This window comes from Actinoplanes subtropicus (assembly GCF_000721705.1).
Taxonomy (GTDB): domain Bacteria; phylum Actinomycetota; class Actinomycetes; order Mycobacteriales; family Micromonosporaceae; genus Actinoplanes; species Actinoplanes subtropicus.
The window spans coordinates 24,115-35,610 of record NZ_JOJL01000043.1 but is presented as its reverse complement, the minus strand read 5'-3'; the positions used below and the strand labels follow the sequence as shown (position 1 = coordinate 35,610).

Below are 11,496 nucleotides of genomic sequence, written 5' to 3'. Positions count from 1 at the left end.
GTTCGGGTGTTCAGTAATCGATGCGCCACGGTGCGTTCGTCGTGACCGTGCGCGGTGCCCGCCCGGACACCGGTGACCTTCTCTTCGGGGAGTGCATCCGGCTGGCTGCGGGCGCTTTCGTCGCTGTTCTCCGCCGGCCCGGCGTGTGTCGTCCGACGGCCGGTGCGGTGATCGCCTCCATCCCGATCGGCATGCTCGGTCTCGCGGTGCTCCTCCTTGTGCAGCGTTCTCGGGGTGGCTTCGCGGCGGCGGGACTGGCGGTCGGAATGCTGGGGGCCGGAACCGCTCTGGGAATGATGTTTCAGGGCCGGCTCATCGATCGATTCGGTCAGACTCCGGTGCTGCTCGCGGCGGCCGGCGCGCAATTTCTCGGGATGACCGGCCTGGTGGTGGCAAGCCACTTCGCCACGGTCCCCGGGATGCTCGTCTGTGCCTTCCTCAGCGGCGCCTGTGAGCCGCAGGTGAATGCAAGCCTGCGTGCGTTGTGGCCCACCCTGGTGCCACCACGGCTACTCCCGATGGCGATGACCCTGTCGTCGGTGCTGTTCGAGGCACCCGTCCTGCTCGGCCCGCTGATCCTGACGGCGATCCTTCAGGTGACCGGGCCTGCCGTGGCGATCCTGCTGTGCGCGATGCTCTTCGCCGCCGGGACCGTGACTCTGGCCACCAGCCGCGCGTCCCGAGCCTGGCGCGGCACGGCCCGCCGCACCGATCTGGCCGGCGCGCTGGCCGGCCCGGGAGTGCGAACCGCGCTGCTCGCCGCCGCCGGCAACGGAGTGATCGTCGGCGTGGTCCAGGTGTCGGCCGCGGCCCGCTTCATCGGCTACGCCGGCTTGATGTACGCGGCGTTCTCCGCCGGCAGCCTTTCGGGAGCCGTAGCGTTCGGCACCCGGCTGCAGGGCGGCCGCCCGGCCTGGCGAATGGCTGCGCTGACCGTACTTTGCGCATTCTCCCTTGCTGCGGCATCGCTGACGGCGACGCCCGTCGCGTTCGCTGTCTCGCTTCTCACCCTCGGGGCCTGTCTCGGCCCGGCGGGAGTGCTGGGATACAGCCTGGTGGGACGTCTGGCTCCGCCCGGTCACGCCGTTGAGGCATTTACGATGATCACTGCCGCCGGGTTGAGCACTATCGCCGTCGGTGCGGCCGCGGCGGGCATTGCAGCCGACCGATTCGGCTCGACGGACGCTCTCCTGGCTACCGCGGTGGGCACCCTGCTCCTCGCGCCGGTGCTGATACTGCGTCGACGGTCATTGCCGCGGTAAGTGTCCGCTCACCGCGGGAATGCTCGCCGGAGGAGGCGGCGGAACTGCGCTGGCAGGCGGCCGGGGCGGGACGTCGGTCATAGCTCGTCGGTCGAGAGGATCGAGGAGTGCAACCGCAACCCCGGTTCCGGTCGTCCAAGCAGTATGAACCGAAGGGTGTGGATCGGTGCGGCTGCTGCCTGCGCGCTCGTGGTGGGTTGGGCACTGCTGGACGAGTCAGGGGCGCTGACCGTGGCCGGACCGCCGAGCCGGCTCCCGGCCGCCGCGCCGGGGCAGGTCTGCGTCGACCGGGCCGGCGGCGCCGGATCGCTCGGGCTGTTCCTGGTCAGTGTCGACCCCGATCCGCTGTCGGTCACGGCCGTGTGGTGGCCGACGATGAACGACCACGCCTGCCGGGTGGTGTCCACGTCCGGCGACCGTGCCGAGGCGACCGCCCTGGCCGCTGACATCCGCGCCGCGCCGCCGTTTCCGGCGGGCCGGTACAACTGCCCGGACGACACCGGCGGCGAGGTCGACCTCTACTTCTCCTTCGCCGGTGGCCGCTGGGAGGAGGTCCGGGTACACCCGACCGGTTGCCGCGCCTTCTTCGACCCGGGCCGCAAACCCCGGCAGGCCGTCGGCACGCACCTGGCAACCCTCGCCCCTCCTGGGGACTGGGCGCGGCTGTTCAGCGGTTGACCAGCAGGCGGCGCGCCTGCCTTTTGTGTTGTCAGACGAGCGGGGGCCTGTTCGGGTCGAATGCATCGGTGATGTTGCGACGTCGACGGTCTGCACTTGCTCGGGACGGTCGGCATCGGCACGACGGTAACCCCGGCGAACGGCGTGGCAGGAACAGGAAAACGTCTAGCCGGGCGTCCGGATGCTGTGCCAGCCGGTGGTGTCGCACTGGCCGTGCTCGTTGTTTCCGGTGGCGACGACTGTTCCGTTCGTACGTAGGCCCAGGGTGTGGGTCGATCCGGCCGCCACCGCGACGATATCGCGCCAGCCGGCCACGTCGCACTGGCCGGAGTCGTTGCTTCCGGCGGCCACTGCTCGGCCGGACGCGGTGACTCCGACGGTGTGGTAGCTGCCGGCCGCGACCGCCACGGCCTCTCGCCAGGCGCTCACGTCACAGGCGCCCGTCGAAGGATCCCCGACTGCGAGGACGCGTCCGGCCGCGGTGAGGCCGACGGTGTGCAGGTAGCCGGCGGCGACGGCGGTGATGTCACGCCACGTGCCGACCGCACACTGGCCACGGCGGTTGTTACCGACCGCGAGGGCGGTCCCGTCGGCGGTGAGGCCCACCGAATGCCAGTCGCCGCAAGCGAGCGCGACGACCTCACGCCACGGGCTCACGTCGCATGCCCCGTCGCGGCGGCGCCCCGCGGCCAGCACGGTGCCGTCAGCGGCCAGCCCCAGCGTGCGGCGCCAGCCGGCGGCGACCAGGGTCACGCCGCGCCACGACGTGACCTCGCATTGCCCGTCGCCGTTCCAACCCGTCGCGAGGACCGTGCCGTCCGCGCGGAGGCCGACGCTGTGGGATCGTCCGGTGTTCGACGCGGTGTGGACGTTGCCGGCCGCCACGGCGACCACTTGGGTCCAATCCTCGACTCGGCACTCGCCGGACGTCCCGGAACCGGACGCTGCCACGGTGCCGTCGACGCGTACGGCCAAGGAATGTCGTCTTCCGGCGGCGATGAAAGGACCCTGCACGCAGGCAGTATTACCGCCGAAGGCCACCGGGCCGCGATTGGATCTCCTTGATCGTGTCGCGCCGGGCGAGAATCGGGCGGTGAGCGACTACCGGCTGAGTGAAGACGCCAGTGACCTCGACATGGAGCGCGTGGCCGGGTGGATCGGCACGGACGCCTACTGGGCCAAGGGCCGTAGCCGCGAGGTGATCGAGCGGTCGTTCGAGAATTCGGTGCCGGTCGGCCTCTACGCTCCGGACGGGCGGCAGGTCGCGGTGGCGCGCATCGTGTCGGATCGCGCGACCTTCGTCTGGCTCTGCGATGTGTACGTCGACCGTGCGCACCGCGGCCGCGGGCTCGGCACGGTGCTCGCCAACTGGTCCGTCGAGTGGGCCGGGCGGCACGGCATCAAGCGGGTGATCCTGGCGACGCTCGACGCGCACGGCGTCTATGCGAAGGCCGGGTTCGCGCCGATCGGGCATCCCGAGCGGTGGATGGAGATCGATACGCGGCCGCCGTTCGACCTGCCGGGCGGGTAGGGTCGCCGCATGGGTGGACCGGGTGAGCTGCCGATCATCGCGGTGGGCAGCGGCAAGGGTGGCGTGGGCAAGTCGAGCGTCGCGGTCGCGATCGCCCGCGAGCTGGTTCGGGGCGGCCGCAAGACCGGGCTGGTCGACGCCGACATCTCCGGGCCCGACGTGCCCCGCATGCTCGGCCTGCGCCGCGACGTGCCGGCCCGGTCGGTCACGCTCACCGGGTGGGCGCCGGGCGGCCGGGGCGGCTCCCGGCACGAGGCGATGGAGGTGGACGGCCTCAAGGTCGCGTCCGCGGGCTTCCTCATGGCCGGCAATCAGGCGCTGGCGTTCGGGTCCGATCTGGGTGACCTGCTGCTCGGCCGGTTGCTCAAGGAGACCGACTGGGGTGACGTCGAGGCGCTCGTCGTGGACCTGCCGCCCGGCATCAGCGTCAGCCAGCAGGGCGTGCTGTCCGGCGCCGGACGGGTCGCGGCGATCCTGGTCGTGACGCCGGCCGAGGTGTCGCACCTGGACACCGGCCGCGCGCTCACCGCGCTGCGCGGGGTGCGGACGCCGGTGCTGGGCGGGGTGGAGAACATGGCGTACTTCGAATGCCCCTGCTGCGGCGAGAAGACCGAGCTGCACGCGCCGGCGCCGGAGGAGCGCACCATCTGGGCCGGCGGGGTCGAGCGGCTCGCGCGGCTGCCCTTCCGGCCCGGCGGGACGATGACGGCCGCCGATCTCGCCCCGGCCCTCGACGCGGTGACGGCGCACATCGACGCGGCGTTCCCCTAGGCGAACTTCCGGGCGGTCGCCGCCAGCTTCTCGCGGTACGCGGCCCACCACGCCTCGTCGCGCTCGGCGACGTTGTCGCCCGGGCTCCGCCGGCCGACCCGGCCGTCGATCAGTTCGCGGAGGATGTCGGCGTGGCCCGCGTGCCGGTTCAGCTCGGCCAGCACGTGGACGAGGATGAGATGCAGCGTGACCGGTGTGTCCTGCCACCAGCGGACCACGCCGGGCGCGTCGATCGGGAGCGCCTCGATGGTCGCGCCGGCGTGTGCCCACACCCGGTGCCACAGGTCGATGATGTCGTCGCGGGACTCGTCGGGGTGGGCCCACATGTCGGTGTTCGCCTCGGCGTCCTCGCTCAGCGCCGGCATGGACGCGGCGAAGGGCCGGTCGAACACCTCGCCGAAATACCCGGAGCTGACCCAGGCCACGTGCTTGATCAGCCCGAGCAGGTTGGTTCCGGTGGGCGTCAGCGGCCGCCGTACGTCGTAATCCGAGAGCCCGTCGAGCTTGCCGAGCAGCGCCTCCCGCGCCTCCGGCAGGTACCGACGAAAATGCGCCTTGGCATCCATGCCGATCAGGATCTCATGCGACGCGCTCGATGCGGCCCGGCCGGCACCGCCCGATCGGCATCGGCCGAAAGAAGGAGACAGGCTCGCAAATTGGTAGGTCCGCGGAGGGATGTGCCCGGCCGGGCCGGGGCGGATGCTGACTGCTACCCGCCGGACCAGCATGGGGGAGACACATGAGCACGGCACCGCTCGCGCACACCGATGTGATCGTTCTCGACTATCTCGCGGCGCTGTGGGCGCAGAGCGACGAGCTGTCGCCGCAGTTGCGCGACGAGTTGATGACCACGGTGGCCGACTACATCCAGGCCCGCCGGATGGCGGCCGCGCCCCTCGAGGACGCCGCGGCGATCGTGCAGCGGTTGGGCCCGCCGGAATCGCTCGTCGAGGCGGCCCGGCGCGGGCAGATGCCGCCGCACATCCGGCTCCCCGCCCTGATCCCGCCGCCCCCGCTCCCGCGGCCGGCGGTCGCGCCGGTCGGGTACGGCCAGGCCGCCGGCGGCGTCGCCGAGTATTTCGCGATCGGCCTGCTCACCGCCGGCGCGCTCTTCCTCCCGGTGATCAGCCCGGTCGGCGGGATGCTGATGGCCAGCGCCTCGCCGCACTTCACCCCGGCGGAGAAGGCGGCCGGGTGGGCGCTGACCGCGGGCTCCACGGCGGCCGGGGTGCTGCTCACGCTGTTCATCGCGTCGCTGTCGGATCGCGCCGGTGCGGCGCTGCTGCTGGTCTACGTGGTGCTCACCGCCGGCGCGTTCGCGGCCGGCCTCACCCTGCTCAACGCGTTGCGCCGGCGGCAGCTTGGGCGATGATCTCGTCGATCACCTGCGACCAGACGGCCGCCGGCGGGAACTCGTGGCCGACACCCTCCAGCCACACCAGACGGCTTCCGGGGATCTCGGCCGCGAGTTCCCGCGCCGCCGAGGCCGGGAAGAGCGGGTCGACCGTGCCGTGCATGACCAGGGTGGGGGCGGTGATCGAGCCGAGCCGGTGCCGGAAGGGCGGGCCGCTCGCGCAGCACCAGTGGTTGGTCTGGCTGGCGGTCATGTCGACGGTGCGGTCGAAGACGCGCTCCATCAGCCGGCGCAGGTGCGGCTCGTCGGCGGTGAAGAGCCCGCCCGTCTCCTGCACGGTGGTGACCAGGCGGTGCACCGCGGTGCGGCGGTCGGCCCAGGAGCGATCCGGCTCCCGCGGGCTGGCCGGGCTCGACTCGGCGGGCCCCGCGGCGGTGGACATCAGCGTCAGCGAGAGCACCCGGTGCGGGCGCTCGACCGCGATCTTCTGGGCCAGCGCGCCGCCCATCGACAGCCCGACCAGGTGGGCGCGGTGGACGTTGAGCGCGTCGAGCACGCCGAGCGCGTCGTTGGCGAGGTCGGCGCCCGAGTACGGCGGCGCGCCGGCCGGGAACGAGGTGGACCGGCCGGTGTCCCGGTGGTCGTAGCGGATCACGTGCCGGCCGGCGGCGGCGAGGCGCCGGCAGAACTCGTCCTCCCACCAGTCCATCGAGCTGGCGCCGCCGGCGATCAGCAGCAGGGCGGGGTCGCTCGGCTCGCCGAACGTGTCGGCGCAGAGCTCGATTCCGTTGACCGGCAAGGTCTCGGCCACCATCCGGCCATTGTCGGTCATGGAGTTGACGATCGGGTTACAACGCACCGGCGAGGAAGTCGAAGCCCTCCGGAATACACCGGGACCAGTAGCCGAAGTCGTGCCGGCCGGCGCCGAAGCTCCCGGCCGCCGGCGGCTCGGGCAGCCGGTCGCGCAGCGTCAGCACGTTGCCGTAGAGGCCGTCCTGCTTGCCGCACCACAACCCGACCGGGGTGCCGCGCAGCAGCCGCGCCGACCGGTCCACGTCGTCGGCGGGGGAGACCGCGGGGGAGAAGGCGGCGACCGCCCGCACGAAGCCCGGGAACGCCTCGGCCAGCAGCAACGCGCCGTAACCGCCCATCGACCAGCCCCACGCGGTCAGCCGCCGGACGTCGAAGCCGCGCTGCCTGCACCAGAGCGGGACCTCCTCGTGGACCATCCGCTGCGGATCGTCGCCGCCGCTCGGGCGCCAGGCGAGGCGGCCGCCGTCCGCGCCGGCCAGCACGAACGGGGGCAGCCCGCGGCGGACCGCGTCGGTGAGGAAGCGGCCGAGGCCGAGGGCCGCGTAGTCGTCGGGCGTCTTCGAGCCGCCGTGCAGCACCAGGCAGACCGGCAGGCCGCGCCCGGCGCCGTAGCCGGCCGGGACCGCCGTGTAGAAGCCGACCGTCCGGCCGCGCGCCCGCGACCAGCGGTGCTCGAGGCGCTCCTCGCCGGGCGGCGCCGCCGGGAGGACCGGCAGCGACTCCGCCATCCGGGTGCGGTACCCGGCCACTCCGACATAGGCGGCGAGCGCGGCGGCGCCGCCCAGCAGGATTCGTCGTCTCATCGCCACCCACAACGGCGATTTGTCGGGTTGCGTGACGACCCTAGGCTGCGCCCATGCGACGGGTGGGGGCTGTGCTGCTGGTGCTGGCCCTTTTGTCCGGTTGCGGAAGCGTCGCCTTTTTGTCCGGTTGCGGGAGAGCAGTCCGGCCTGCGGTCCAGCCGGCCCCGACCGCTTCGCGGCGTGCCGCGCCGGCGCCGCGCATCCTCCACCTCGCGCGGGGCGCCGATCGGCCCCTCGACACGTCGATCTGGTACCCCGACGGCGCCGGCCGGCACCCGGTCGTGCTGTTCAGCCACGGCCTCGGCGGCCTCCCGGCCCAGTTCACGCCGATCATCTCGACCTGGGTGGCGGCCGGGTTCGCCGTGGTCGCGCCCGCCTACCCGCACACCAACGGCACGGTCAAGGTCGACCCGTCGGACATACTCCAGCAGCCCGCCGACGCCGCCTTCGTGCTGCGTTCGCTCGCCGCCGACCCGCGGCTCGATCTCGACGAGGTCGTGGCGGTCGGTTTCTCGGCCGGGGCCACCACGACGCTCGGCCTGCTCCGGCGGGGCCACGCGCCCGGCATCGTCGCCGCGGTCTCGATCGCCGGCCGCCGCCCCGCGTCATCGTTCGGCGGCGCGCCGGTCCCGGTGCTGTTCCTCCACGGCGATCAGGATCCGACCGTGCCGATCGCCGCCGGCCGGGCGGCGTTCCGCGCGGTGCCGTGGCCGGCGAAGACCTTCGTGGCGGTGCCCGGCGGTAAGCACGGCGACTACCTCAATCCCGGAAATCCGGCCTACCCGACGATCTCCCGGACGATCCTCAAGTTTCTCCTAACATCTCACCGAGAGTGCTGCCGATCTTGACCGTTCGGCCAGCTCAATACTCAGAGTTATAACGCCTAGGCTGCTGCTGTGCACTTGACCTACGTTCTCATGTCCGCGGTGGTCACCGTCAGTGTTGCCGGCGCTTCTTACGCTGCGATGAACCCGGAGAGGGCGGAGCGGAACGCCCGCGAGGTGGCGAGCCAGGCCACCTGCCGCACGGTCGACTCGGCGATCGTCGCCTACGTGGGCCTGCACGACGAGGCGCCGCGGCAGATCGACGACCTGACCGACTTCGTCGACGGCGACATCAGCAGGTACCGGATCGTCGGCGGCCTCGCCGCCGGCCCGGGCTGCCGGCGATAACTCAGCTTGCCGGGGCGTGCCGGGCGTCGGCCAGCGCCTCCAGGGTCGCCTCCCGCAGCGCCGCGCTCCGGGCGTACAGCGACGCCCCCGGCCCCGGCCGGGTCCGCCCCGACAGCCCGCTGAACGACCCGCCCGCCTCGGTCACGATCAGCGAGGTGGCCACGAAGTCCCAGATCTGCCCGCCGGTCTGCAACGCCAGATCGATCTCCCCGCGCGCCACCATCAGCGCCGGGTGAATCGTCCACGGCAGCGGCGACGTGACCTCCCTGAGCGGCGCGACCAGGTGGGGCGCCCAGTCCTCCGGCACCACCGAGAGCCGGCAGCCCGCGGGCGTCTCCGGCCCGTGCGCCGCGACGTGGACCTTCGTGGCCGCCACCGCTCGCCCGCCGACGATCCGCCCCTCGAAGGCCCCCTCGCCGCGCACCGCCCACCAGATGCTGCCCTGCGCCGGGTGCGCCGCCACGCCGACGGTCATCTCGCCGTTTACCTCGAGGCCGAGCAGCACCAGCCAGCGATCGTCCCCGGTCACGAACAGCCGCGTGCCGTCGATCGGATCCACGATCCAGCGCCGCGACCCCGGTTTCTCGCTCTGCCCCTGCTCCTCGCCGAGCACCGCGTCGTCCGGCCGGGCCGCGGACAGCACCTCGCGCACCGCGGTCTCCACCGCCCGATCCGCCGCGGTGACCACCGACCCATCCGCCTTGAGCTCCTGCGACAGCTCGGCCAGGGCCCCGAAGTGCCGCAGCGCCACCGCCGCCCCCGTGATCACCGCGCGCTGCGCCACCTGAAGATCGGTCTCCACCAGGTCATCCTGCCGGTCGGTGCCCGTTTTCCCCCGCATGTCACCCTCCGCGATCACCTCGTGTCTCCACCCCACCCGTCGCAGACAACCACGAGGTTTCCAGCACAAAAACACCCCAAAACCATTGCAGAAGTACGCGTCGACCCTCCCACGCCGGTTTCGGCCCGCCCGAAAACCGCCCGCCCCGCCCGAGCCACCCGCTCCACACCCCGGATGTCCCCGGTAGCCGGCAAGGTAACCCGTCCCGCCCGGACCCCGCGCCGCTTCCCCGGTCTCGGGCGCGCGCGAGACCGCCCGCGCCCGCGGGCGCGGGGCCGCGAGTCGTGCGCGCCCGGAAGAGTGGCCCGGCTCAGCCGGCCGGAGCGTGCAGGGTGATCGTCGTCCAGGCGCCGACGTGGACCTGGTCGCCGTCCTTCAGCGACCGGGTCTGCCCCGCGCCCAGCGGCTGCTGCTCCTCGTTGACGTACGTCCCGTTCGTCGAGCCCAGGTCGGACACCAGCCAGACCCCGTCCACGCTCAGCGTCAGCAGCGCGTGGCTGTGCGACGTCCCCGGGTCCGAGTCGGCCAGGTCGATCTCCGGGTTGGTGCCCTTCGAGCGGCTCCGGCGGCCGATCCGGACCTGCGGCGCCGGCAGGTCGACCTCCCGGGACGGTGCGTCGGCCGGGAACTCGACGCCCTCGATCGCGTTGTCCTCGAAGTACTTCCGGTCCGCCGAGATCGTCGCCGTCCACGGGGCGGCCACCGGCGCCGCGACCTCGGGCGGCGGCGCCAGCGTGGGCACCTTGCCGGTGCTGTGGTCGTACCCGCAGTCCTCGCAGAACCGGCTCCCGCCGGCCCGCGGCGCCCCGCAGTTCGGGCAGGGCGCCCCGGCCGGGGCGGCGGACGGCGTGACCCCGGACGGCGCGGCGACCGCCGCGGACGGCGCGGCGGCCGGGGCAGCCGCGACCGGCATCGACACCGTGGTCGCGCCGCCGATCTTCGCGCCGCACTCGTCGCAGAAGTCGTCCGTGCCGGACTCGTGCCCCCTCGGGCAGGCGTAGGTGGTCACTGGGACCGCCCGACCCGCACCGTCTTGGTCGAGCGGGTGTCCAGGGCCATCTCGTCGGCCGCCTCGACCTTGCGCCGCAGCCGGACCGTGCCGGTGGCCGCGTCCTCGATGTCGACGACCGTGGCCAGCAGCTCCTCGGTGGCCTTGTTGCCGCTGGCGTGCGCGAGCTGCGCCGCCCGGCCGAACTTGATCGTGGCGGTGCGGTCGTCGCCGGCCTTGCGGGCCTCGATGCCGGCCTGGATCGCGTCGGCCAGCTCGGCCTGCCCGGTGTAGTGCGCGACCTGCCGGTTGATCTTCGCGGAGAGCACGGTGTCCTCCGTCCAGACCGCCCGCACCAGCGACTGCGCGTGTACGGTGTCGCCCTCGACCACCGACACCCGGGCCGCGAGCATCTCGTCGCCGGCCGCGCCGGCCGGCACGTCGATGCAGACGTGGTAGTCGCGGCTCTCCGCGCCCCACGAGCCGAGCGGGTAGCGGCCGGCCCGTGGCCCGTCCTCGGTCCGCTTGCCGGTCAGGTCCATCACCTCGGGCTCGACCTGCTTCACGAACCGGACCGACGCGTTGACCGGGGTCCACACCTTCAACTGGACGTCGGCGCTGGTCTTGCCCATCGCCTTGGTCATCATCTGCTCGAACGCGGCGGTCAGCCCGGACGGCTGCGCCACGATGTCGACCGTGCCCAGCAGCGCCGTTGCGATCTTGCGGAGCTCGGAGACCTTCCAGTTCACCCCGACGCCGCGGCAGTCGCAGGTGAACCGCCCGGCGATCGAGTCCAGCACCTGCTCCAGGTAGCCGTGCCGCTCGCCGTTGTCGCCGTCGGTGAGCAGGATGGCGTGCGCGATGTCGCCGGGCCGCTGGGCGAACAGCTGGGCGGCGAGCAGGAGCCAGGCGCCCATCGCCGTACCGCCGCTGGCCTGCAGCCGGTCGATCGAGCGCACCGCGTCGGCCCGGGTCTGCGGCGACGAGACCGCCAGCTGGCCGGGCGCGGGGAACAGCTGCTGGGCGGTGCTGACCCCGGCGATGATCGCGAAGTTGACGCCGTCGTCGATGCACTCGACCGCCGCCTTGGCGGCCTGCCGGGCGGCGCTGATCCGCCCCTCGGCCTGCATCGACCCGGACGCGTCGACGATGATGATCTCGGTGGCGCCGGCGGTGCGCCGGCCGCCCTCGGAGCCGGACGAGGTGACCGTGATGATCGCGTTGACCTCGGTCGCGCCCAGCGCGAGGAACTCGTTCTGGAAGGCCTCGGCGGTGTACGGCAT

At 72.9% G+C, this 11,496-nt stretch carries 14 protein-coding genes; 7 read left to right on the top strand and 7 right to left on the bottom strand.

Annotation, left to right across the window (positions count from 1 at the left end; translation table 11 throughout):
- Positions 1–41: 41 nt before the first annotated feature.
- Together IH26_RS0144645 and IH26_RS0144640 are read left to right on the top strand one after the other, a co-directional pair.
- A complete protein-coding gene (locus IH26_RS0144645; protein ID WP_169789914.1) occupies positions 42–1,262 on the top strand; it encodes an MFS transporter in 1,221 nt (406 codons plus the stop codon).
- Positions 1,263–1,418: 156 nt separating this feature from the next.
- On the top strand, positions 1,419–1,940 hold the full coding sequence (locus IH26_RS0144640; protein WP_030442377.1) for a hypothetical protein: 522 nt from the start codon (positions 1,419–1,421) through the stop codon (positions 1,938–1,940).
- 165 nt (positions 1,941–2,105) lie between these two features.
- On the opposite strand, the gene IH26_RS0144635 is transcribed toward IH26_RS0144640, so the two are convergent.
- Positions 2,106–2,954 carry an RCC1 domain-containing protein gene (locus IH26_RS0144635; RefSeq protein ID WP_211268876.1) on the bottom strand — a complete coding sequence of 283 codons (849 nt, stop codon included), beginning with the start codon at positions 2,952–2,954 and terminating at the stop codon, positions 2,106–2,108.
- Between the two features lie 121 nt (positions 2,955–3,075).
- Between IH26_RS0144635 and IH26_RS0144630 the strand changes: the two genes are divergently transcribed.
- Positions 3,076–3,471, top strand: a complete 396-nt coding sequence (locus tag IH26_RS0144630) for a GNAT family N-acetyltransferase (RefSeq protein WP_051809692.1) — start codon at positions 3,076–3,078, stop codon at positions 3,469–3,471.
- Between the two features lie 9 nt (positions 3,472–3,480).
- A complete protein-coding gene (locus IH26_RS0144625; protein ID WP_051809660.1) occupies positions 3,481–4,242 on the top strand; it encodes a P-loop NTPase in 762 nt (253 codons plus the stop codon).
- Here the strand turns inward: IH26_RS0144625 and IH26_RS0144620 are convergent.
- The gene (locus IH26_RS0144620; RefSeq protein ID WP_030442373.1) at positions 4,239–4,808 is read right to left on the bottom strand and encodes a DinB family protein; all 570 of its coding nucleotides are present in this window, start codon (positions 4,806–4,808) and stop codon (positions 4,239–4,241) included. The genes IH26_RS0144625 and IH26_RS0144620 overlap by 4 nt on opposite strands.
- Positions 4,809–4,981: 173 nt before the next feature.
- Between IH26_RS0144620 and IH26_RS0144615 the strand changes: the two genes are divergently transcribed.
- On the top strand, positions 4,982–5,614 hold the full coding sequence (locus IH26_RS0144615; protein WP_030442372.1) for an HAAS signaling domain-containing protein: 633 nt from the start codon (positions 4,982–4,984) through the stop codon (positions 5,612–5,614).
- Here the strand turns inward: IH26_RS0144615 and IH26_RS0144610 are convergent.
- Together IH26_RS0144610 and IH26_RS0144605 are read right to left on the bottom strand one after the other, a co-directional pair.
- A complete protein-coding gene (locus IH26_RS0144610; RefSeq protein WP_030442371.1) occupies positions 5,580–6,428 on the bottom strand; it encodes an alpha/beta fold hydrolase in 849 nt (282 codons plus the stop codon). The genes IH26_RS0144615 and IH26_RS0144610 overlap by 35 nt on opposite strands.
- A gap of 16 nt (positions 6,429–6,444) precedes the next feature.
- Positions 6,445–7,212, bottom strand: a complete 768-nt coding sequence (locus tag IH26_RS0144605; protein ID WP_030442370.1) for an alpha/beta hydrolase — start codon at positions 7,210–7,212, stop codon at positions 6,445–6,447.
- Positions 7,213–7,265: 53 nt separating this feature from the next.
- Between IH26_RS0144605 and IH26_RS0144600 the strand changes: the two genes are divergently transcribed.
- Together IH26_RS0144600 and IH26_RS0144595 are read left to right on the top strand one after the other, a co-directional pair.
- Positions 7,266–8,060 (top strand): alpha/beta hydrolase family protein, encoded by a 795-nt coding sequence (locus IH26_RS0144600; protein WP_030442369.1) that lies wholly within the window; start codon positions 7,266–7,268, stop codon positions 8,058–8,060.
- A 48-nt stretch (positions 8,061–8,108) separates the two neighbouring features.
- Positions 8,109–8,384, top strand: coding sequence for a hypothetical protein (locus IH26_RS0144595; protein ID WP_245665970.1), 276 nt, complete (start codon positions 8,109–8,111; stop codon positions 8,382–8,384).
- A gap of 1 nt (position 8,385) precedes the next feature.
- On the opposite strand, the gene IH26_RS0144590 is transcribed toward IH26_RS0144595, so the two are convergent.
- From IH26_RS0144590 to IH26_RS0144580, 3 genes are all read right to left on the bottom strand, one after another.
- Positions 8,386–9,225 carry an inositol monophosphatase family protein gene (locus tag IH26_RS0144590; RefSeq protein WP_051809688.1) on the bottom strand — a complete coding sequence of 280 codons (840 nt, stop codon included), beginning with the start codon at positions 9,223–9,225 and terminating at the stop codon, positions 8,386–8,388.
- 310 nt (positions 9,226–9,535) lie between these two features.
- On the bottom strand, positions 9,536–10,234 hold the full coding sequence (locus tag IH26_RS0144585) for a double zinc ribbon and FHA domain-containing protein (RefSeq protein WP_030442366.1): 699 nt from the start codon (positions 10,232–10,234) through the stop codon (positions 9,536–9,538).
- The gene (locus tag IH26_RS0144580) at positions 10,231–11,496 is read right to left on the bottom strand and encodes a vWA domain-containing protein (protein ID WP_030442365.1); all 1,266 of its coding nucleotides are present in this window, start codon (positions 11,494–11,496) and stop codon (positions 10,231–10,233) included. Before IH26_RS0144580 ends, IH26_RS0144585 begins: the two co-directional genes overlap by 4 nt.

Excerpts from the sequence above, each read along its gene's own strand:
- IH26_RS0144630 (WP_051809692.1), top strand. The coding sequence starts at position 3,076 with ATGGAGCGCGTGGCCGGGTGGATCGGCACGGACGCCTACTGGGCCAAG.
- IH26_RS0144625 (WP_051809660.1), top strand. The coding sequence starts at position 3,481 with ATGGGTGGACCGGGTGAGCTGCCGATCATCGCGGTGGGCAGCGGCAAG.
- IH26_RS0144620 (WP_030442373.1), bottom strand. The coding sequence starts at position 4,808 with ATGGATGCCAAGGCGCATTTTCGTCGGTACCTGCCGGAGGCGCGGGAG.
- IH26_RS0144615 (WP_030442372.1), top strand. The coding sequence starts at position 4,982 with ATGAGCACGGCACCGCTCGCGCACACCGATGTGATCGTTCTCGACTAT.
- IH26_RS0144610 (WP_030442371.1), bottom strand. The coding sequence starts at position 6,428 with ATGACCGACAATGGCCGGATGGTGGCCGAGACCTTGCCGGTCAACGGA.
- IH26_RS0144605 (WP_030442370.1), bottom strand. The coding sequence starts at position 7,212 with ATGAGACGACGAATCCTGCTGGGCGGCGCCGCCGCGCTCGCCGCCTAT.
- IH26_RS0144600 (WP_030442369.1), top strand. The coding sequence starts at position 7,266 with ATGCGACGGGTGGGGGCTGTGCTGCTGGTGCTGGCCCTTTTGTCCGGT.
- IH26_RS0144590 (WP_051809688.1), bottom strand. The coding sequence starts at position 9,225 with ATGCGGGGGAAAACGGGCACCGACCGGCAGGATGACCTGGTGGAGACC.
- IH26_RS0144580 (WP_030442365.1), bottom strand. The coding sequence starts at position 11,496 with ATGCCGTACACCGCCGAGGCCTTCCAGAACGAGTTCCTCGCGCTGGGC.